19 protein-coding genes are annotated in these 17,940 nt (G+C 71.3%); 6 read left to right on the forward strand and 13 right to left on the reverse strand.

All coding sequences use genetic code 11. The annotated features are described in order from the left end of the window. Positions 1-29 precede the first annotated feature (29 nt). The 7 genes from K8612_RS27305 to K8612_RS27335 form a co-directional block, all read right to left on the reverse strand. A complete protein-coding gene (locus tag K8612_RS27305) occupies positions 30-983 on the reverse strand; it encodes an aldo/keto reductase (RefSeq protein WP_223764441.1) in 954 nt (317 codons plus the stop codon). A 39-nt stretch (positions 984-1,022) separates the two neighbouring features. Then, on the reverse strand, positions 1,023-1,298 hold the full coding sequence (locus tag K8612_RS27310; RefSeq protein WP_223739400.1) for a DUF5985 family protein: 276 nt from the start codon (positions 1,296-1,298) through the stop codon (positions 1,023-1,025). A gap of 11 nt (positions 1,299-1,309) precedes the next feature. Further along, complete coding sequence (locus K8612_RS27315; RefSeq protein ID WP_223764442.1) at positions 1,310-1,567, reverse strand: DUF5985 family protein; 258 nt, start codon at positions 1,565-1,567, stop codon at positions 1,310-1,312. Further along, complete coding sequence (locus K8612_RS27320; protein WP_223764443.1) at positions 1,560-1,967, reverse strand: hypothetical protein; 408 nt, start codon at positions 1,965-1,967, stop codon at positions 1,560-1,562. Before K8612_RS27320 ends, K8612_RS27315 begins: the two co-directional genes overlap by 8 nt. A gap of 128 nt (positions 1,968-2,095) precedes the next feature. Then, positions 2,096-2,917: a hypothetical protein gene (locus K8612_RS27325; protein ID WP_223764444.1), complete on the reverse strand. Its 822-nt coding sequence runs from the start codon at positions 2,915-2,917 to the stop codon at positions 2,096-2,098. A 32-nt stretch (positions 2,918-2,949) separates the two neighbouring features. Then, positions 2,950-3,339 carry a response regulator gene (locus tag K8612_RS27330; protein WP_223739404.1) on the reverse strand — a complete coding sequence of 130 codons (390 nt, stop codon included), beginning with the start codon at positions 3,337-3,339 and terminating at the stop codon, positions 2,950-2,952. A gap of 13 nt (positions 3,340-3,352) precedes the next feature. Next, entirely contained in the window at positions 3,353-4,825 is a 1,473-nt protein-coding gene (locus tag K8612_RS27335) for an ATPase domain-containing protein (RefSeq protein ID WP_223764445.1), read from the reverse strand. Positions 4,826-4,906: 81 nt separating this feature from the next. On the opposite strand from K8612_RS27335, the gene K8612_RS27340 reads away from it, so the two are divergent. From K8612_RS27340 to K8612_RS27350, 3 genes are all read left to right on the forward strand, one after another. Then, on the forward strand, positions 4,907-6,253 hold the full coding sequence (locus K8612_RS27340) for a TIGR00366 family protein (RefSeq protein ID WP_223764446.1): 1,347 nt from the start codon (positions 4,907-4,909) through the stop codon (positions 6,251-6,253). 138 nt (positions 6,254-6,391) lie between these two features. Beyond that, positions 6,392-6,895, forward strand: coding sequence for a hypothetical protein (locus K8612_RS27345; RefSeq protein WP_223764447.1), 504 nt, complete (start codon positions 6,392-6,394; stop codon positions 6,893-6,895). A gap of 459 nt (positions 6,896-7,354) precedes the next feature. Next, positions 7,355-8,548: a hypothetical protein gene (locus K8612_RS27350; RefSeq protein WP_223764448.1), complete on the forward strand. Its 1,194-nt coding sequence runs from the start codon at positions 7,355-7,357 to the stop codon at positions 8,546-8,548. A gap of 2 nt (positions 8,549-8,550) precedes the next feature. Here K8612_RS27350 and K8612_RS27355 read toward each other — a convergent pair whose 3' ends face one another. Next, complete coding sequence (locus tag K8612_RS27355; RefSeq protein WP_223739409.1) at positions 8,551-9,099, reverse strand: hypothetical protein; 549 nt, start codon at positions 9,097-9,099, stop codon at positions 8,551-8,553. A 285-nt stretch (positions 9,100-9,384) separates the two neighbouring features. Between K8612_RS27355 and K8612_RS27360 the strand changes: the two genes are divergently transcribed. Then, complete coding sequence (locus K8612_RS27360) at positions 9,385-9,594, forward strand: cold-shock protein (protein WP_223739410.1); 210 nt, start codon at positions 9,385-9,387, stop codon at positions 9,592-9,594. 260 nt (positions 9,595-9,854) lie between these two features. Continuing rightward, positions 9,855-10,208, forward strand: a complete 354-nt coding sequence (locus K8612_RS27365) for a hypothetical protein (RefSeq protein ID WP_223739411.1) — start codon at positions 9,855-9,857, stop codon at positions 10,206-10,208. Positions 10,209-10,381: 173 nt separating this feature from the next. Here the strand turns inward: K8612_RS27365 and K8612_RS27370 are convergent, their stop codons facing one another. From K8612_RS27370 to K8612_RS27385, 4 genes are all read right to left on the reverse strand, one after another. After that, on the reverse strand, positions 10,382-13,501 hold the full coding sequence (locus tag K8612_RS27370) for an efflux RND transporter permease subunit (protein WP_223764449.1): 3,120 nt from the start codon (positions 13,499-13,501) through the stop codon (positions 10,382-10,384). A 66-nt stretch (positions 13,502-13,567) separates the two neighbouring features. Next, complete coding sequence (locus tag K8612_RS27375) at positions 13,568-14,677, reverse strand: efflux RND transporter periplasmic adaptor subunit (RefSeq protein WP_223764450.1); 1,110 nt, start codon at positions 14,675-14,677, stop codon at positions 13,568-13,570. After that, positions 14,674-15,438, reverse strand: coding sequence for a TetR/AcrR family transcriptional regulator (locus K8612_RS27380; protein ID WP_223764451.1), 765 nt, complete (start codon positions 15,436-15,438; stop codon positions 14,674-14,676). The genes K8612_RS27375 and K8612_RS27380 overlap by 4 nt, the downstream gene beginning before the upstream one ends. Before the next feature lie 58 nt (positions 15,439-15,496). Next, complete coding sequence (locus K8612_RS27385; RefSeq protein WP_223739415.1) at positions 15,497-16,198, reverse strand: DUF2293 domain-containing protein; 702 nt, start codon at positions 16,196-16,198, stop codon at positions 15,497-15,499. A gap of 131 nt (positions 16,199-16,329) precedes the next feature. Between K8612_RS27385 and rnz the strand changes: the two genes are divergently transcribed. Next, positions 16,330-17,253, forward strand: coding sequence for a ribonuclease Z (gene rnz, locus K8612_RS27390; RefSeq protein ID WP_223764452.1), 924 nt, complete (start codon positions 16,330-16,332; stop codon positions 17,251-17,253). A 45-nt stretch (positions 17,254-17,298) separates the two neighbouring features. Here the strand turns inward: rnz and K8612_RS27395 are convergent, their stop codons facing one another. Further along, positions 17,299-17,820, reverse strand: a complete 522-nt coding sequence (locus tag K8612_RS27395; RefSeq protein WP_223739417.1) for a hypothetical protein — start codon at positions 17,818-17,820, stop codon at positions 17,299-17,301. Positions 17,821-17,940 lie beyond the last annotated feature (120 nt).

The raw sequence follows: 17,940 nt of genomic DNA on the forward strand, positions 1-17,940 counted from the left end.
ACCCGCCCGGCCCGCCCGTGCGCGGCGGCTCAGCCCGCCGCCACGTCCGGTGAAGGCGGGTTCCACCACACCGCCCCCTTCCCCTGGATGGCGGCGTGCGCCCGCTCCCGCACCGCCCGCATCCCCGCGGCGTCCAGGGGCTGGAAGGCGGAGGCCGCGTGCAGCGCGGCGTCCTGTTCGTTCGGGAAGCCCATCCCCATCAACATCACGTCCGGCTCCAACGTCAGCGTGTAGCGCACACACTCCGCCACCGACAGGTGCGGCAGCAGCGGCGTGCCCGGCGCCGCTCCGCCGGAGCCGACCTTGCCGCGCGGGCGCGCCTGGAGCGGCCGGCCGTAGCCCTCCGTGTCCCCCAGCAGCTTGCCCGCGCCGAACGTCTTGAAGGACACCACGCCCACGCCGTGGGCCCTGGCCAGGGGCAGCACCTGTTCCACGTAGCGCGCGTCCACGAACGGCCCCAGCGGGAACATCACCACGTCGCACCGCCCGGAGCGCACCGCCGCCACCAGCGCGTCCGGGTGGTGGCAGGAGATGCCCTTGAAGCGCGCCTGCCCCTTCGCCACGCACGCCTCCAACTGCGCCAGCGCGCCGCCCGGCCGGGCCAGTTCCTCCCACTGCGCCAGCGACTTCACCGCGTGCAGCGCGAACAGGTCCACCGACGGCAGGCCCAGCCGCCGCAGGGACGCCTCCACCTGCGGCGCCACCGGCGCGTCCAGCTCGTCCACCTTGTCGATGACGAACACGCCCTCACGCCGGCCGCGCAGCGCCTCGCCCACCACCTCTTCGCTCAGGCCGTCCTCGTAGCCGGGCGCCGTGTCGATGACGTTGAGCCCCGCGTCCAGCGCCCGCGCGAGCGTGGCGACCAGCTCCTCGCGCGGCACCGTGCGGTCCGCCAGGTCGCCAATGCCCACCGCCGTCGCGGTGAAGCCCGTGCGCCCGAGCGCGCGGCGCGGGGTGAAGCGGGGAAGCGGTGTCGTGCTCATGCAGGAGTCCTCCCGTGGGACAAGGAGGCGCACAGCATCTCACCGCGCGCCACGCCCCGCGCGGTTCTTGTCCCAGATGGCCCCCAGGATGAGCAGGTAGGCCATCAGGCGGACGACATACAGGTAGTGGAGGCGCTCGGTGTCCAGGTCCGGCGCCACCAGCGTGCCCAGCAGGCTGTGGACCCCCATCAGCGTGAAGGCCAGGGAGAACAGCGCGAACAGCCGGTCCTTCGACTGGAGGTAGAAGCGCAGGAAGAACAGGGCGCACGCCAGGTACGCCATCAACACCGCGCCATCGAGCAGGATCTTGAACATGGTGTCCCCCCCTAGGACACGTCCCAGATGAGGCCGAAGAGCAACACGCTGGCTCCCGCCAGCGACGTGACGGTGCGCGCCAGCGACAGGTCGCCCGCCGGAACCAACACCAGGTCCACGAAGAGCAGCATGTTGTTCACGGTGAAGAGCGAGAAGCACAGGCCGCTGTAGAGCAGCAGCTTCATCCGCGTGCGCCGCCACGCCCGCAGCAGCAGCACCGCGCACGCCGCGCTCGTCAACGCGCACAGGATGTAGACCGCCTCAGCCATGTCCGTCGCCGTCCTTGTCCTGTTTGATCACGAACGCATCCGCGAAGCCCCTCACCCGGTCCATGGGGCGTGAGAAGATGAACGAAATCACGCTCACCCGCCGCGCCGCGTACGCCGCCGCCAGCTCCGCCGTGGCCTGCACGTCCTCCGAGCGGCCGGGGCTGAAGCGGTAGGCGTCCGCCTCCACCCCATCCTGGAGAAGGAGCCCTCCCGTCTTCAGCTCCGCCATACGGCGGGCCGCGGAGGCTTCGGTGATGCGCAGTTCCAGGGCCACCGCCGGCGCCGTCCACGCCCGCTCCGTCCGGGCGCGAAGCAGGAGGAGCACCTCCAGCTTCTCGATGGAATCGATGTGCGTCGTGAGGAAGCGCTGGACCCGTGGTGCGAGGCCGGCGTCAGTCACGTCTCCACCTATGAACCCAGATACTTTGTGAATCAACCTTTTCGGTAGGGGCGGTTGTTCACAGTCCCACACGAGCCTGGTGGCCTGCCTGCTCTGGGTGCGTCACGCCAGGGGGCGCCTGATTCCGCCTAGTTGCGCACGCGCGGGGCGGGGGCGCGGACGCGGACGTCCATGCGGGCGTCGCCGGCCACCATGCTGCTCAGGGCCTCCGGCTGGGACGGCGACAGGCGGGCCACGGCGCGCAGGGCGGCCACCAGGATGAGGGACTCCAGGCTGGAGGGCACGGACAGCCCCTGGGGGCCGGCCTTCACGGGCAGGGGCAGCCGGGGCGCGCGGCCGGCGGCGGACAGCGCGTCCACGGCGTAGGCGGGGCGGGACTCCAGCGACACGGTGATGGCGGGCAGGGCCTGCGCCTCCCTGTCGGCGCCGTGCACCTGGAGCTCCAGGAGCCGCCCCAGCGAGCCGGGGGACAGGTAGAGGGCCAGCCCCGAGGGGCCCTCGTCCTCGCCGTGGAAGACGCAGCCCTCGTAGGTGTGCTCGTGCGCGCCCGTCACGTCCACGGTGAAGGCCTGGCTGTCATCCCAGTGCATCCAGGGCTTCGCGTCCCAGAACTCGGTGGCGGCCTGGACGAAGAGCAGCGCCTTGTCGCTGCCCAGCCCGGACACGCCCAACTGGCCCCACGCGAGGAAGGTGGCGATGGCCGCCCGGGCGGAGAGCGCCGCCAGGGACGGGGGCGCCACGGACAGGCCCAGCTCGGCGGCGGCGTCCGCCAGGGCGGGCTCGCACGCGACCTGAGAGGGCTCCAGGCCAGACATGAGGGCGCGCACGCCGGCGAGGTCCGTCTGTTCGAAGACGGGAGGGGACGGGTCCCCCGACTCGCCGATGCGCAGGTAGACGCCGGTGGTGCCCACGGAGAGGGGCACGGGACCCAGCTTGAGCAGGTGGAACATGGCGGACCCTCCGGGCACGCGGGCGGTGCGCCTCACCCTCCCCGGGCGCGGGGATTCGCGTCCAGGGACCTGCGGACCTGCTTCATCAGGGCCCGGATGTCGAACGGCTTCTGGAGGAACTCCATGCCCGGGTGCAGGCGCTTGAGGCCGTTGACGTCCACGGCGCTCATGCCCAGCACGGGGATGTGGCGCAGGAGCGGGTCCTCCTGGATGCGCGCGATGAGCGCGGGGCCGTCCAGCACGGGCATCATCCAGTCCGTCAGCACCAGGTCCGGCTTCACCTCCGCCATGCGCTCCAGGGCCTCGCGGCCATGGGACGCCGTGAGCACGCGGTAGCCCTCCTCCCTCAGAAGGTCCGCGAGCGCTTCCAGGATGCCCTGTTCGTCGTCCACCACCAGCACGGTCTCGGTCGCGGGAACCACGGAGCCTCTGAGGTCAGGAGTGGTTGCCCGGGAAGCGGGCGATGCCGGTGAGCAGCAACTCGGGCGACGGCTGGAAGGGCGGCTGGATCTCGATTCCCTGGGAGGTGATGACGAACTCGCGCAGCGTCGGGTCGTAGTCCGCGTCGCGCAGCTTGAAGATGGACAGCAGCCGCCGCAGGCGGCCGTTGAGCTCCAGGTGGCGCATGAACAGCAGGTTCTCCGCCACGCCGGACAGGCCGGTCCCCAGGGGGACGTCCATGTCCGGGCCGAAGAGGCGCGGCGTCTCCAGCGTGAAGACGGTCGTCACCCCGTGGCGTCGCAATTCCTGCGTGAGCGCGGCGAAGAAGGGGCTGATGCGCGCCGGCTCGTGGGTGGTCTCCACCATGGCGCTCAGCCCGTCCACGAACAGGCGCTTCACGCCGCGTCTGCGCACGTCCTCCACCAGCGTGTGCGCCACCAGGTCCAGGTTGCACTCCGCGGGCATGTTCCACTGGAGCACCAGCCGGCCGTCCTTCACCGCGCTGCCCAGCGACAGCCCCACGTTGGCCGCCTTGTGCATCAGCCGGTCCGGCCCCTCGTAGAAGCTCACCATCAGGCAGGGCTCGCCCAGGCGCAGCCCCTCCGCCAGGTGGCTGACGCCGAGGATTGTCTTCCCGCAGCCCGGAGGCCCCATCACCAGCGTGGTGGAGGCCGCGGCGATGCCCTCCGGAATCATGGCGTCCAGCGTGGGCACGCCGAAGCGCACGCGCTGGGTGCCCCAGTCCGGGGGCTGCGTGCGGCTGACCATGGTCTCCAGGCGGGGGAAGACCTCCAGGCCCGCCTCGGAGATGCGGAAGTGGTGCGCGCCGTTGAGGCTGGCGCTGCCGCGGAACTTGCGCACCTGCAGCTCGCGCCACGAGCGCATGGCCGCCGTGCGCTCGCGCAGCTCCAGGATGCCGTCCACCATGGTGTACTCCGGGTGCACGGTGGGGCCCACGCTGCTGGTGAGCAGGAGCGCGGTGAAGCGCGACAGGCCGGCGGACACCTGGAGCTCGTGGATGAACTTCTTGAAGTCGCGGCTGCTGCCCGCGGCCTCCTGCGCCTGCACCAGGCCGTCCAGCACCAGGATGCCCGCGCCGTGGTTGCGCATCTCCCGGCGCAGGAGCTCCAGCAGGCCCGGCAGCCCCTGCTCCTCCAGCATGCGGAAGCCGCTGACGTAGTAGATGCGCTGGGGCAGTTGGGAGGCGTCGAAGAACGCCATGCTGCGCAGGTTCGCCAGCATGCGCGAGTGCGACTCGGCGAGCAGCGTCACGTACAGACAGCGCGTGCCCTGGCGCGCCTGCGAGTAGCAAAGCTGGTTGGCGAAGATGGTCTTCCCCGCGCCGGGCTCCCCCACCACGATGTAGACGCCTGAGGCCACCAGGCCACCGCCCAGGATGGGATCCAGTCCGGGAACGCCTGTCGCGATGCGCTCGAAGACGGGGGGGTGCTGCTCGCTAGGGGACATGACGACCGCTCATACCGTAAAACCCGGGGTGTCGCCCTGGGAGTTTCGCGCCGGGGCCCCCTGCCCCCTGGAGCCCTCACCGTGGAAACCCTCGTCCGGTTCGCCGAAGGCCTGGGCCGCTTCTCCGCGCGCTTCGTCCCCAGCGCCTTCGCCATCGCGGTGCTGCTCACGCTGCTCACCATGGCGCTGGCCCTGGGCTGGGTGGGCGCCGCGCCGCCGGTGGTGCTGGACGCGTGGGGCGGGGGCTTCTGGGAGCTGCTCACCTTCTCCATGCAGATGGCCCTGGTGATGTTCACCGGCTACCTGCTCGCGCTCACCGCGCCGGTGAAGGCGCTGCTGGAAGGGGTGGCCCGCCTGCCCCGAAGCCCCCGGAGCGCCACCGCGCTGATGGCGGCGGTGTCCATGGCGCTCGCGTACTTCAACTGGGGCCTGTCGCTCGTCGCCAGCGCCATGCTGGTGCGCTTCATCGCGCGCAGGCGCCCGGACGTGGACTACCGGCTGCTGGTGGCGTGCGCCTACTTCGGCCTGGGCGCCACGTGGCACGCGGGCCTGTCCGCCTCCGCGCCGCTGCTGGTGGCGACGCCGGGGCACTTCCTGGAGAAGCAGTTGGGGGTCATCCCCATCGACCGGACGCTCTTCTCCCCCTTCAACGTGGGCCTCACGCTGGCCGCGGTGGCGCTGCTCACGGCGCTGGCGTGGGCGCTGCATCCCTCACCGGAGCGCACGGTGCGCGTGGAGCCCGCGGTGCTGGAGAAGCTGGGCGACTTCGTCCCGCCAGGGAAGCCGCGAGGGCGCTTGAGCCCCGCGGAGTGGTTGGATCACGCGTGGCTGCTCAACGTCCTCTTCGGCGTGCTGGGCCTGGCGTGGTTCGCGCGGCACCTGTGGCTCAACGGCGGCTGGAAGGCGCTCAACCTCAACGGGGTGAACTTCACCTTCCTCACGCTGGCGGTGCTGCTGCACGGCACGCCCGCCCGGCTGCTCAAGGCGAGCGAGGAGGCCGCGAGCGTGCTGCACGGCATCGTGCTGCAGTTCCCGCTGTACGCGGGCATCTACGGCATCTTCAAGGCCACGGGGCTCACGGACCGCATCGGGGAGCTCTTCGTGTCGCTGTCCACGCAGAAGACCTTCCCCGCCATCGTGTACCTGTACAGCGGCGTGGTGAACTACTTCGTGCCTTCTGGCGGCTCCAAGTGGGCCATCGAAGCGCCCTACCTGCTGGACGCGGCGGGGCGGCTGGGCGTGGCGCCGGAGAAGGTGGTGCTCGCGTACGCGTGGGGCGACATGGCCACGGACCTCATCCAGCCCTTCTGGGCGCTGCCGCTGCTGGCCGTGGCCCGCCTGGAGTTCAAGGACATCCTCGGCTTCCTCCTGGTGGCCTTCCTCGCGTACCTGCCGCTGGTGACGCTGGGCTTCTTCCTGTTCGGGTAGCGCGGCGCGGCGTCCCCGGTGTGAAACCCCGGTATCCGGGACTCGGGGAATGGCGCGGGATGTTTCATGGTAGACACGCACACCGAGCGGCCGGACGTGGGCCGGCCGCCTTCAACAACAACGAGGGGACCCCAAGTCATGAAGAGCCTGTTCAACGGAAGCGTGCTGTGCGCGGTGCTGGGTGTGGCGGCGGTGGCGGGGGCGCAGGAGGCGGCGGCGCCGGCCGCGGAGCCGGTGAAGGCCCCCAGCGCGGACGCGGTGCGCGACACCTGGAACTACTTCTACAAGGCCAAGGGCCAGGGCCCCGTGCTGGTGGACGCCAAGTTGTGCACGGAGGTGCCCAAGGAAGGCCCCAACAAGTTCGAGTGCACCGCCGAGGTGGGCCCCGAGGGCGTCAAGGCGGGCACGCCCCTCTACATGTGGCAGAGCTACCTGGTGCCCCAGGGCGACTCCATCGACGACATCACGGTGCAGGTGAAGCAGGGCGCCACCGTGCGCGAGACGAAGGACGTGAAGGTGAAGGGCGAGGGCTGGCGCTCGCGTCAGTGGACCGGCGTGCGCTTGGCCAAGCCTGGTGCGTGGACCGTGTCCGTCATGCGCGGCGACCAGGTGCTCAAGGAAGTGCAGGTGAAGGCGCTGTAGTCCTTCAGCCCGTCCAGGACACGACACATCCATCGACGCCCGCCGGGGAGACCCGCGCGGGCGTCTTTCTTTACCGGCTCCCCTCCCCGCGGTCGGCAGGAATTACCGGCTGACGGACACCGCCCCCGCCCTCGCATCCGGCTCCCCACGGGCGCCCCCGAGGGGACATCCTTGCCATCCCCCTTTGGCCGCGCCCTTGCAGTAGGGCCAGGGCGCGGTTGAAGGGCGGGGGAGTCGGGGTTGGGTGGGGCGGGTCCGGGACGGGGGGCGGCGGTGGCGTGGATTCGGATGGCGGTGTTCGTGGGGGGGCTCTTCCTCGTGGGGTGCGAGGAAGCCCGAGCCACGGCACCGCGCATCCCGGTACTCGGTGAGGTGGGTGGACAGGGAGCGCCAGAGGGCGTGGAGGGCCACGTGTGGTCGCGGACGCTGAGGGTTGGGGACCCTCAGGCTCCGCACGCGGTGGTGACCTCCAACGGGGACGTCCTGGTGGCGGCGACCTACCAAGAACCCATCGACCTGGGGGCGGGTCCCCTGCCCTTCAATCGCAACGTCGTGGCGCCACACCTGCTGGTGGCGCGGTATTCGCCGGAGGGCACGCTGAGGTGGGCGCGGGGCTGGACGCCCGACCACGAGGCGCGGGCCCGCGTGGGCGGCCTGGCGGTGGACGCCCACGACAACATCTTCCTCACGGGCATGTCCGCGGGCTTCACCCGCGAAGGCGCCGCGCTGCCGGAGGGGCCGTTCCTGGCCCGGCTGGACGGCCGCGGCGCGCTGGACTGGGTGCGCTCGCTGCCGGGAGAGGGGCCGGTGGCGGTGAACGGCGTCACGTCCGACCACCATGGGGGCGCGGTGCTGGTGGGGGACTTCGCCGGCGCGCGCGACCTGGGAGAGGGATTGCAGCGCACGCCCCAGGGCAGGCACGCGGGCTTCGCGCTGAGCGTGGGGCCCGGGGGTGAGCAGCGCTGGAGCCGCGTGTGGATGCCTTCAGGCGAGGGCGAGGTCTCCGCGCGGGCGGTGGCGGTGGATGTCTTTGGCGACGTGCACGTGGTGGGCGGCTACGCGGGAGCGGTGTCGTTCGGCGACGCGACCTTCGTCACCGTGCGCCAGCACACGCCCTTCGTGGTGAAGCTCACCCGGGACGGCGACCCCGTCTGGAGCCACGACGTGCGCGGCACGGACGGCACGGCGGTGTCCGTGGCCGTGGGGGCGGACCGCGTCTTCGTGGGCGGAGGCTTCAGCGGCCGGCTGTACTTCCAGAAGACCTTCCACCGCGCGGACTCGCGCGACGGCTTCCTGCTGGCCTACGACGCGAACGGGAGCCAGCGGTGGGCGCGCACCTTCCCCACCGGCGCGCCGATGGTGGCCACCGACGACGCGGGCCAGTTGACGGTGGCGGGCGGCCATGACGGCGGCCTCGCCCTGGGCGGCGGCGCCCTGCCTCCGGGCCTGTATGTCGCGAAGCTGTTGCCGGAAGAGGGCACGTCGCTCTGGGTGCGCGGGTTCGCGAGCCCCGGCACCGTGGCCCAGGCCCGCAGCGTGAGCGTGGACGCCACCGGCGGCGTGCTGCTCGCCGGTGGATTCAACCGGCCCGTGCCGGAGGACGGACCGTCACGGCCGCTGCAGGACGGCTTCCTGCTCAGGCTCCACCCCTGACGTCAGGCCCCGATGCCCTCGGGGTCCGTGGCCAGCTCTCCGCCCAGGTGCATGCCCGTCTGGCAGCGGTAGTCCGTGACGAGCGACGCGGCCAGCACCTTCACGCCCAGCAGCACGTGCAGCGCCGCCGCTACCGGCGAGCGCTTCGCGTACCCCAGCACGAAGGGCGCCAGCACCGCGCCCAGGCCATAGGCGTAGTCCGCCAGCTCGTGCGCCTCGATGGGGATGAGCTTCGTGAGGCTCAGCCGGTAGTCCGTGAACAGCGACACGCCCACCGCGGCCCCGCCCAGCGCCCAGCCGGCCGCCTTCGCCCTGCTGTCCCCGGACGCGTTCCCCACCGCCACCAGCGCCGCGCCTCCCACGTAGTCCAGCACCGAGTGCAGGTCCTGCGACACCCAACGGCGCAAGGGCAGCCGGCCGAACAGCGGACGCGACAGGATGCCCGCCGCCGCGCTGTGGTCCCGCAGCCGGCGCCACTCGCGGCGCACGGCGCCCTCCGGGCGCGGAGGGACTGGGGGCAGCAGGCGCTCGGGGCCTCGGACCTCGTACATGACGTGACTCCTCCGCGGGCCGTCGTGGCCTCGCGAAGGAACGGTAGCCACGCCCCCAGAGCCGGGCGCCAGGGCGGCCCCTGCCCCACGCCCGCCTGCCTGCGCCCGCCATGGGTGGGGAGTGCGACCACCCCGCGAACTGTTGGCTGCTCAGCAAGGGGGCTTCCACCCACCCCGCTCCGCCGGGCAGACTGTCGTTCGCACTCAGGCCCTCACATTTCGAGAGGGCCGACCGCTCCGAACGCGGTGGGTGCCGCGCCCCACCCAACAAAGAGAAGACGATTCATGGCTACTGGTACGGTGAAGTGGTTCAACGATGCGAAGGGCTTTGGCTTCATCACGCAGGACGGCGGTGGTGAGGACGTGTTCTGCCACCACAGCGCCATCAACATGGACGGCTTCCGCACCCTGGCCGAAGGCCAGAAGGTGGAGTTCGAGGTGACGCGCGGCCCCAAGGGCCTCCAGGCGCAGAACGTTCGCGCAGTGGGTGGATAACAACCCGCTCCGGGTCAACCCCAGAGCACGGAAGCCCGGTCCCGCTCGCGCGGGCCGGGCTTCTTCATTTTTACAACCTGCCGGGAAGGAAAAACACGCAATCCCTTTCAAACCTTCCATCCCACCGGGAATCACGGGGGGGCTGGTGAAAGTCCGAAAGACGTCTGTTAGGCTTTGATCCTGCGAGGGAGGGCGCACCTATGTTCGAAGTCACCAACGATGTCAGCCGTCGGACCATCACTGCCCGCATGAGCGGTTTCATGCGGCCCAACGAAATGAAGGAGTACGTGGCCGTCTACAAGAAGGCCACGGACAGCTACGGCGGAGGGCGGCACCTGGTTCTGGCCGACATGCGGGGCCTGCGCCCGCTGGAGCCGGAATCCGCGAAGCTGTTCTCCGAGATCGTCGACCACGGGCGCAAGAACGGCTGCGCGATGTGCGCGCACGTGTCGGACTCCACCATCGCGCGGCTGCAGACGGCCCGCGTGGCGTCGGAAGCATCCCCCAACGACGACATCACCGTGGATTGTGTGTCGCTGGAGGAAGCGCAGAACCAGCTCGCCAAGGCGCGCGTGCGCCTGCTCAACGGCGAAGGCTTCTCGGCCGCTCGCTAGAGCTGTTCCTTCCGGGCAGGACGCCCGCGAACGCCCCGTCTCCGGCGAAGCCCGGAGCCGGTGGCCCCGCGAAAGGACGCCTGGCCGGGAAATGTTTCATCCCCCTTGTTTCAAATGAAAGGCGCGGGTGACGACACCGTCACCCGCGCCTTTTGTGTGTCTGCCGTCAGCCCTCAGGCCGCGCGGTCGTGCGCGGCGGACGCGTCCACGGCGGGCTTGGAGTGCGGTCCCTGCGCGCGGGGCTGCTTCTTGCGGAAGGACAGCTTCTCCATCGCCGCGAACACCACCGGCACCACCAGCAGCGTGAGGAAGGTGGAGGTGATGACGCCGCCGATGACGGAGATGGCCATGGGGGCGCGGAACTCGGAGCCGATGCCCGTGCCCACGGCGGTGGGCACCATGCCAATGGCCATGGCCGCGCTCGTCATGAGGATGGGGCGCAGGCGGCGGGGGCCGGCCTTGAGCAGGGCCTCGTCCACGGAGTCACCCTCGCGCAGGTGCTGGAGCGCGCCGTCGATGAGGAGGATGGCGTTCTTCGTCACCAGGCCCATCAGCAGGATGACGCCAATCATCGCGCCCATGCTGACGTGGTAGTTCGTGACGACGAGCCCCAGCAGCGCGCCCACGAGCGCCAGCGGCAGCGACACCATGATGGTGAAGGGGTGCTTGAAGGACTCGAACTGGCTGGCGAGCACCATGTAGATGAAGACGAAGGCCAGCAGGAACGCGATGCCGAACGCGTCGTTCTGCTCATCCAGGCTCTTCATCTGGCCGTCGTAGACGATGGCGTAGCCGGGCGGCAGCGGCTTTTCCGCGATGGCGGCCTTGAGCTTCGTGGCCACGTCACCCAGCGCGGCGCCCTTGGCCAACTGGGACACGACGGCCACCTGGCGCTCGCGGTTCTCGTGCTCGATGACGCTGGGGCCGTCCTTGAGCGACACCTCCGCCACGTCCGTCACCTGGTGCAGGCCCTTGGGCGTGGAGATCATCAACTGGCGCACGCGCTCCGGCGTGGCGCGGTCCTCCTCGCGCAGGCGCACGCGGATGTCCGTCTCGTCCGTGCCCTCGCGCAGCTTGGCCGTCACGTCACCGTCGATGGCCAGCCGCAACTGCGAGGCGAGCGCCCCGGCGGACAGGTCCATGTCCGCGGCGCGCGCGCGGTCGATTTGGATCTGGAGCTCCGGCTTGGCCGGGTTGGAGTCCACGCGCACGTCGGAGGTGCCCAGCGTGCGCAGGATGCTGGCCACGCGCTCGGCCTCCTCGTTGACGCGCTTCAGGTCCGGGCCCACCACGCGCACCATGATGGGGAACCAGTCGCCCAGGCCTTCGATGGACGGCGGGTCCGACAGGGTGATGGCGGTGGAGACCAGGTTGGGCACCAGCAGCGCGCGGGCCTCGTCCTTGAGCACGGCGATGCTCTTGGTGCGCTGGTCCTTGCCCACGGTGAGCACGCGCAGGCGCGCCTTGTAGACGTCTCCGTTGGGACCGACCGTCGTGTAGATGTCCGTGACTTCGGGGATCTTCTTGAGCAGCACCTCCGCCTCCGCGGCGCGCTCCGTCGTTTGGGCCAGGTTGGAGGAGTCCGGCAGTTGCAGCTCGACGATGAGCTGCGAGCGGTCCTCCGCGCTCATGAACTCCACGCCCAGGCGGCTGGCGGCGCCGAAGGACAGGAACAGCGCCAGCACGGTGAGGCCGGCGGTGGTCCACTTGTGGCGCAGCACCCAGCCCAGGATGCGGGCGTAGGTGGACTCCGTGGCCTCCAGGAAGCGGCGCAGCGCGCGGAAGACGGCGGGCTCGTTGCGCTGCGCGCCCGGCGTGTGCGCCTTGGCGAAGCGCGCGGACAGCATGGGGTCCAGCGTGAAGGAGATGAACAGCGAGATGAGCACCGCCACGGAGATGGTGATGCCGAACTGCTTGAAGAACTGACCCACGATGCCGGGCATGAAGGCCACGGGGATGAACACCGCCACCAGGGCCAGCGTCGTCGCGAGCACCGCCAGGCCCACGTCCCTGGTGCCGTTGTACGCGGCGCTCATCGGGTCCTCGCCCTGCTCCAGCCGGTGGGTGATGGCCTCACGCACCACCACCGCGTCGTCAATGAGCAGACCGATGGCCAACGACAGCGACAGGAGCGTCATCTGGTTGAGCGAGTAGCCCAGCACGTACATCACGAAGAACGTGCCGATGACGGACGTGGGCAGCGCGAGCGCGGAGATGAACGTGCCGCGCGGGTCCAACAGGAACATCAGGATGATGAGGACCGCCATCAGGCCGCCGAAGATGAGGGCGATCCACACCTCGTGGGTGTTGGCGCGGATGAGGTCCGACTGGTCGATGAGCAGCGTGGCCTGGAAGCCCTGCCCCACCACCGGCGTCATGTCCGCGAGCGTCTTCTTCACCGCGTCGCTGACGCTCACGGTGTTGGAGCCCGGCTGCTTCACGATTTCGAGCACCACGGCGTCGCGGGCGTTGAGGCGCGCGGTGGTGCGGCGCTCGGCGACGCCGTCCGTGACGGTGGCGACCTCCTCCAGGCGCACCTGCGCGCCGGTGCCGCTGCGCGCGATGGGCAGCTTCTTCAACTCCTCCACGGTGCGGAACTCGCCCATGGCGCGCACCGTCAGCTCGTTGGGCCCCAACTGCAGACGGCCCGCGGGCAGGTTGAGGTTCTCCATGGCGATGCGCTGGGACACCTGCGACGGCGCGATGCCCACCGCGCGGGCCTTGTCCAGGTCGATGTCGACTTGAATCTCACGCGTGTCGCCGCCGGTGATGCGCACCTCCGCCACGCCGGCCAACTGCGCGAGCGCGGGCTTGATGCGGTCATCCAGCAGCTTGCGCAGCGCCTGGGACTTCATGTCCGCGGAGATGGCGTAGGTGAGGATGGGCGCGGCGGACAGGTCCACGCGGCTGACGATGGGCGCGTCCGCGTCCGTGGGCAGCTTGTTGACGGCCTGGCCCACCTTGTCGCGCACGTCCTGCACGGCGGTGTCCAGCGCGGTGCCCAGCGTGAAGGACACCACCACGGTGCCCACGTTCTCACGGCTGAAGGAGTGGATTTTGTCCACGCCGCTGATGCCGGCGACCGCGTCCTCCAGGGGCTTGATGACCTGGGTCTCGATTTCGCCCGGGCCCGCGCCCTTGTAGAGGGTGTTGACCACCACCACGGGGAAGCTGACGTCCGGGTAGAGGTCGGTGCCCAGGCGCTTGAGGCCCATCACGCCCAGCACGATGAGCAGCAGGGACACCATGGCCGTGAACACCGGCCGTCGGATGGAAACGTCACTGAGAATCATGGGAAGAGCTCACGCACGCCGCGGCCGCCCTCAAGGACGGCTTCGGCGAAAAGGGGCGGCTTGCGGCTACTTCACGGAGACGCGGGTGCCGGGGGTCAGGGTGGGCGTGGGGTAGTCCACCACCTGCTGGAGGACGGCCGCGGCGCGCACCACCACCTCGCGGTCGCGGCGCTCCAGCACCTGCACGTCCACGCGCTGGAGGGTGCCGTCGCTGACGACGAGGACGTGGTCCCCGTTGGAGGAGGACAGCGCCGTCGTGGGCAGAAGCTGCGCGTCCTGCGTCTCGCCCAGCTTCAGCATGGCGCGCGCCAGGGTGTGGGCCACGAAGCGGCCGTCCGCGTTGGGCACGGCGATCTCCACCGGGATGCGGCGGGTGGTGGGGTCCGCGGAGGGCAGGATGGTGCGCACCACGGCCTCGTCGGTGGACGCGCCGTTGCCCAGCGCCGCCACGCGCACCTTCGTGCCGGGCTTGAGCAGCGCGCGCGCGCCCTCCGCCACGGTGGTGCGGAAGACGAGCGTGTCCAACTGCTCCAGCGTGAAGAGGGGCGCGCCCGGCCCCACCGTGGCGCCCGTCTGGTCCGGGGACTCAATCAGCGTGCCCGCGAAGGGCGCCTTCAGGTCGTGCCGGCGGCGCGCCGCGCGGGCCTGCGCGAACTGCGCCTTCGCGGCCATCACCTGCGCCTGGGCCTGCGCGGCGGCGGCCACGGCGCTCTTGTGCTGCTGGTCGCTGACGCCACCGCCGGTGCTGAGCTTCTCCGTGCGCTCGGCGGCGTCCTTCGCGATGGAGGCGCCGGCCTCCGCGGCGGCGACGGCGGCCTCCGCGCCGGCCACCTGCGCGTCCACGATTTCGGAGTTGAGCTGGGCGAGCGTGTCGCCCTTCTTCACGGCCTGGCCCTTGTGGGCGCGCACCGCCTCCAGCCGGCCGCCCACCTCGAAGCCGACCTGGAGGCCCTGGGCGGGGTACAGCGTGCCCGTCACCTCCTCCGACTGCGAGGCCTGCACGCCGCGCGCGGCGACGACCTTCACGGCCGGCGCGGGCTTGTCCTGGCCGGGGGCCGCGGCGGCGGCGGGCGGCGCGGACGCGTCCGCCTTGTCGCATCCGGAGAGCGCGAGCGCGGCGGCCATCCCCAGGGCGGTGAGGGCGCGGGAGGCGGAGGGCTTCGTGGACGGTTTCACGGGCGTTTCCTTGGCGGGCGGTGCGGGTGGGCCGCGCGGGCGTGGCGCCGGCGCGTGGAAGGAGGCGAAGAGGGACGCGCGAGGGCCGCGTGCGTCGCGGGCACGGCCTCGCGGGGCAGCGAGCCTTCGTGCATGAGACGTTGCAGGCCCACGGCCCAGGTGGCCAGGTCCGGCTTCTCTGTCAGCCGCCCCATGCGCCGGGCCAGCAGCAGGTAGGTGCCCACGATGAAGGAGCCGAAGAGGCTGGGGTCCACGTCCGGGGTGTCCGGGTGCTGGCCGCGCAGGTGGTGGAACTCCCCGGCGATGCGCTCCACCTCGCGGTCCACCACGTCCCACATGACGGACTCGAAGGCGGTGCCCTGGCTGCCCACGATGAGCGCCGTGACGAGCTCACGCTGCTCCCACATGAGCTCCAGCATCTCCACGTCCAGCGCGGCCTCCATGCGCAGGAAGTCGCGGTAGCGCTCCGAGCGCGCGGCCACGTCCCCGGGGCCCGGCAGGCCGCCGTGGTCGGCGCGGAAGCGCTCCATGCAGGACAGGCGCTTCGTGGCCAGCCGCTCCAGCGCCGCCAGGAAGCCCTCCACCAGCGCCGCGAAGAGGGCCTCCTTCGAGCGGAAGTGCAGGTAGAAGGCGCCCTTGGACAGGCCGCTGGCGGCGGTGATGTCGCTGATGCGCGCGCCCTTCACGCCCCGCCGGGCGAACTCCGCCCGCGCGGACGCGACGAGCGCGCTGCGGGCTTTGGGGTCGGCGGGGCGGGGCATGGCGGACGCATTCCTAACCCGCCGGTCAGGAATAGAACAGTCGTTGCTGAACGCCGGGTCAGGAATCCGAGGGGCGTGTCGGCGGAGGGCGCAGGAGGGCGGAGCAGAGCGGACACGCGGGCGGTGCGTGGGGGGCGTCCCGGCGGTGCAGGTCCAGGATGGCGCGGGAGACCTCCGCCAGCTCGCGGCGCACCTCGCGGCGGGCGCCCTTCACGCGCTCGATGCGCATGTGGTCGTAGCCGGTGGTCTGGTGGCGCATCCAGGCGATGACGGCGGCCTCCGCGCGCCTCTCAATGGGGATGCGCTCCGTGCGGGCGACGGTGCCGCTGCCCACGGGCGTGGCGTGGCCGGCGACCATCACGGCCAGGCGCTTGGCGTGGGGGAGCCACGCGGGGCTGAAGGCGAGGAAGCGCAGGACGGCGTTGGCGAAGTCGACCTCGTACTCGGCCTGCTCCTTCGCGCGGCGCTCGCGGCCCTGGGCCAGCTTCTTCGCGTAGGCGGGGGTGGCGCGCTCGTCCTCCAGGGCGGCCCGGGCGTGGAGGATGTGGGCCTCCGGCGCCCACACGCCGCGGGAGAAGAGCTTGCGGCCCACCTTCTCCACCACGGTCCAGGAGGGGCCGGCGGCCTTCACGCGGCGGGTGAGGCCGGCGTCGCCGGGGGGGAGGAGGGCCCAGCCGTCAGGGACGGTGAGCAGGCGGCCGTCCTGGGCTTTCACTCGGCGGGGGTCGGCCGTGGGGCCGACCGTCAGGGAATCAGGCATGGGGGCGGGTCCGAAAGGGCCGGCTGCATAGCACGCCCCCTCGCACCCTGGTAAATGCCCCGGGAACGCACGCGCGCGCAGGCAGACTCCGCGCGTGCGAGGAGGCCACTCTCGACGTGGGAAGCGCTGGCATGTCCCTACTGAGGCTCACCTTCCTCGGCACCTCCGCCGCGCAGCCCACGCTGCATCGCGGCCTCTCCGGCCTGGCGGTGAAGGCGCACGCGGACCTGCTGCTGTTCGACTGTGGCGAGGGCACCCAGCGGCAGATGGTGCGCTTTGGCACGGGCTTCACCGTGGACGCGGCGTTCTTCACGCACTTCCACGCCGACCACTACCTGGGAATCATCGGCTTCCTGCGCACGCTGGGGATGATGGGCCGCACCGCGCCCATGCACCTGTACGGGCCTCCCCCGGCGCGGCGGCTGTTGCACCAGGCCGTGCACCTGGGGCTGGAGTCGCTGGCCTTCCCGGTGGAAATCCACGAGCTGAAGGACGGGGACACGGTGCGCCGCAATGGCTACACCGTGCAGGCGGTGGGCGTGGACCACCGCATCCACGCGCTGGGCTACGTGCTGGTGGAGGACGGGCGTCCGGGGCGGTTCCACCTGGAGAAGGCGCGGGAGCTGGGCGTGCCGGAGGGGCCCTCCTTCGGCAAGCTGCAGAAGGGCGAGCCCGTCACGCTGACGGACGGGCGCGTGGTGAGGCCGGAGGACGTGCTGGGCGAGTCGCGGCCCGGGCGCAGGCTGGTGATTTCCGGCGACACGCGGCCCTGCCCGGCGCTGGTGCAGGCGGCGAAGGACGCGGACCTGCTGGTGCACGAGTCCACCTTCTCCGACGACGAGCAGTCGCGCGCGCTGGAGACGCGGCACTCCACCGCGCGGGAGGCGGCCCAGGTGGCGCGGGAGGCGGGGGCGAAGCGGCTCATCCTCACCCACCTGTCCAGCCGCCACGACACCGACCCCGGGCGGCTGCTCACGCAGGCGCGTGAGGCGTTCAAGGGGCCGGTGGAGGTGGCCTTCGACGGCCTCACCGTGGAGCTGCCGCTGCGCGACTGACGTCCGGGGTCGCGCGAGCGGCGGGCCCTGCCACGGCGCGGCGGGCTAATCGACCTTCGTCGCCTCGGCCTTGAGGGCGGCGGCGGCGTCGGGGTCCACCTTCTGGAGCAGCTCCCACTCCAGCTCGGAGTCGCGCCGCATCTGGGAGTTGCCGGCGCCGACCGCGCTCTCCCCCATGTCCTTGCCGCGGCCACCGGTGTCGTCCGCGGCGCGGGACTCGGAGCGGTCCTGGCGGCGGAACTCCACGGCGCACTGGCCGGGCCCGCGCTCGAAGCCGCGCACCAGGTAGCGGGCGTAGGAGGTGCCCAGCGAGGAGGGCGCGCTGGTCATCAGCCACTCCGTCGTGGTCTCGAAGCCGGTCTGCGCGTTGGTGACGGAGAAGCCCTTCTCCTTGAGCAGGGCCAGGGCCTCCGGCCACACCTCCGCGATGGGCTTGCGGTAGACGTGCCCCATGGCCTTGTCCTCCAGGTACGCCTGCTGACGGCGCGCGGCGCAGCCGCTGAAGGCGAGGGCGAGGACGGACACCACCAGCAGCGCCGAGGCGCGGGACGATTTCGAGGGATTCATTGCTCCGGACTCCATGAGAAGGAAGACGGTTGCGGAATGTCGCCCGGCGCGGGCCTGGAAGCCAGGTCCAGGCCCTTCCGGGAGAGGGTCACCTCCAAGAGGCAACCTTCATTTGGCTTA

Origin of the sequence: Corallococcus sp. AS-1-6 (assembly GCF_020037015.1) — a bacterium.
Classification (GTDB): Bacteria; Myxococcota; Myxococcia; order Myxococcales; family Myxococcaceae; genus Corallococcus.

What these genes read in the sequence shown, in the direction of transcription:
- K8612_RS27305 (WP_223764441.1), bottom strand. Translation starts at nt 983, where the DNA reads ATGAGCACGACACCGCTTCCCCGCTTCACCCCGCGCCGCGCGCTCGGG.
- K8612_RS27310 (WP_223739400.1), bottom strand. Translation starts at nt 1,298, where the DNA reads ATGTTCAAGATCCTGCTCGATGGCGCGGTGTTGATGGCGTACCTGGCG.
- K8612_RS27315 (WP_223764442.1), bottom strand. Translation starts at nt 1,567, where the DNA reads ATGGCTGAGGCGGTCTACATCCTGTGCGCGTTGACGAGCGCGGCGTGC.
- K8612_RS27325 (WP_223764444.1), bottom strand. Translation starts at nt 2,917, where the DNA reads ATGTTCCACCTGCTCAAGCTGGGTCCCGTGCCCCTCTCCGTGGGCACC.
- K8612_RS27335 (WP_223764445.1), bottom strand. Translation starts at nt 4,825, where the DNA reads ATGTCCCCTAGCGAGCAGCACCCCCCCGTCTTCGAGCGCATCGCGACA.
- K8612_RS27345 (WP_223764447.1), top strand. Translation starts at nt 6,392, where the DNA reads ATGAAGAGCCTGTTCAACGGAAGCGTGCTGTGCGCGGTGCTGGGTGTG.
- K8612_RS27355 (WP_223739409.1), bottom strand. Translation starts at nt 9,099, where the DNA reads ATGTACGAGGTCCGAGGCCCCGAGCGCCTGCTGCCCCCAGTCCCTCCG.
- K8612_RS27360 (WP_223739410.1), top strand. Translation starts at nt 9,385, where the DNA reads ATGGCTACTGGTACGGTGAAGTGGTTCAACGATGCGAAGGGCTTTGGC.
- K8612_RS27365 (WP_223739411.1), top strand. Translation starts at nt 9,855, where the DNA reads ATGCGGCCCAACGAAATGAAGGAGTACGTGGCCGTCTACAAGAAGGCC.
- K8612_RS27370 (WP_223764449.1), bottom strand. Translation starts at nt 13,501, where the DNA reads ATGATTCTCAGTGACGTTTCCATCCGACGGCCGGTGTTCACGGCCATG.
- K8612_RS27380 (WP_223764451.1), bottom strand. Translation starts at nt 15,438, where the DNA reads ATGCCCCGCCCCGCCGACCCCAAAGCCCGCAGCGCGCTCGTCGCGTCC.
- K8612_RS27385 (WP_223739415.1), bottom strand. Translation starts at nt 16,198, where the DNA reads ATGCCTGATTCCCTGACGGTCGGCCCCACGGCCGACCCCCGCCGAGTG.
- rnz (WP_223764452.1), top strand. Translation starts at nt 16,330, where the DNA reads ATGTCCCTACTGAGGCTCACCTTCCTCGGCACCTCCGCCGCGCAGCCC.
- K8612_RS27395 (WP_223739417.1), bottom strand. Translation starts at nt 17,820, where the DNA reads ATGAATCCCTCGAAATCGTCCCGCGCCTCGGCGCTGCTGGTGGTGTCC.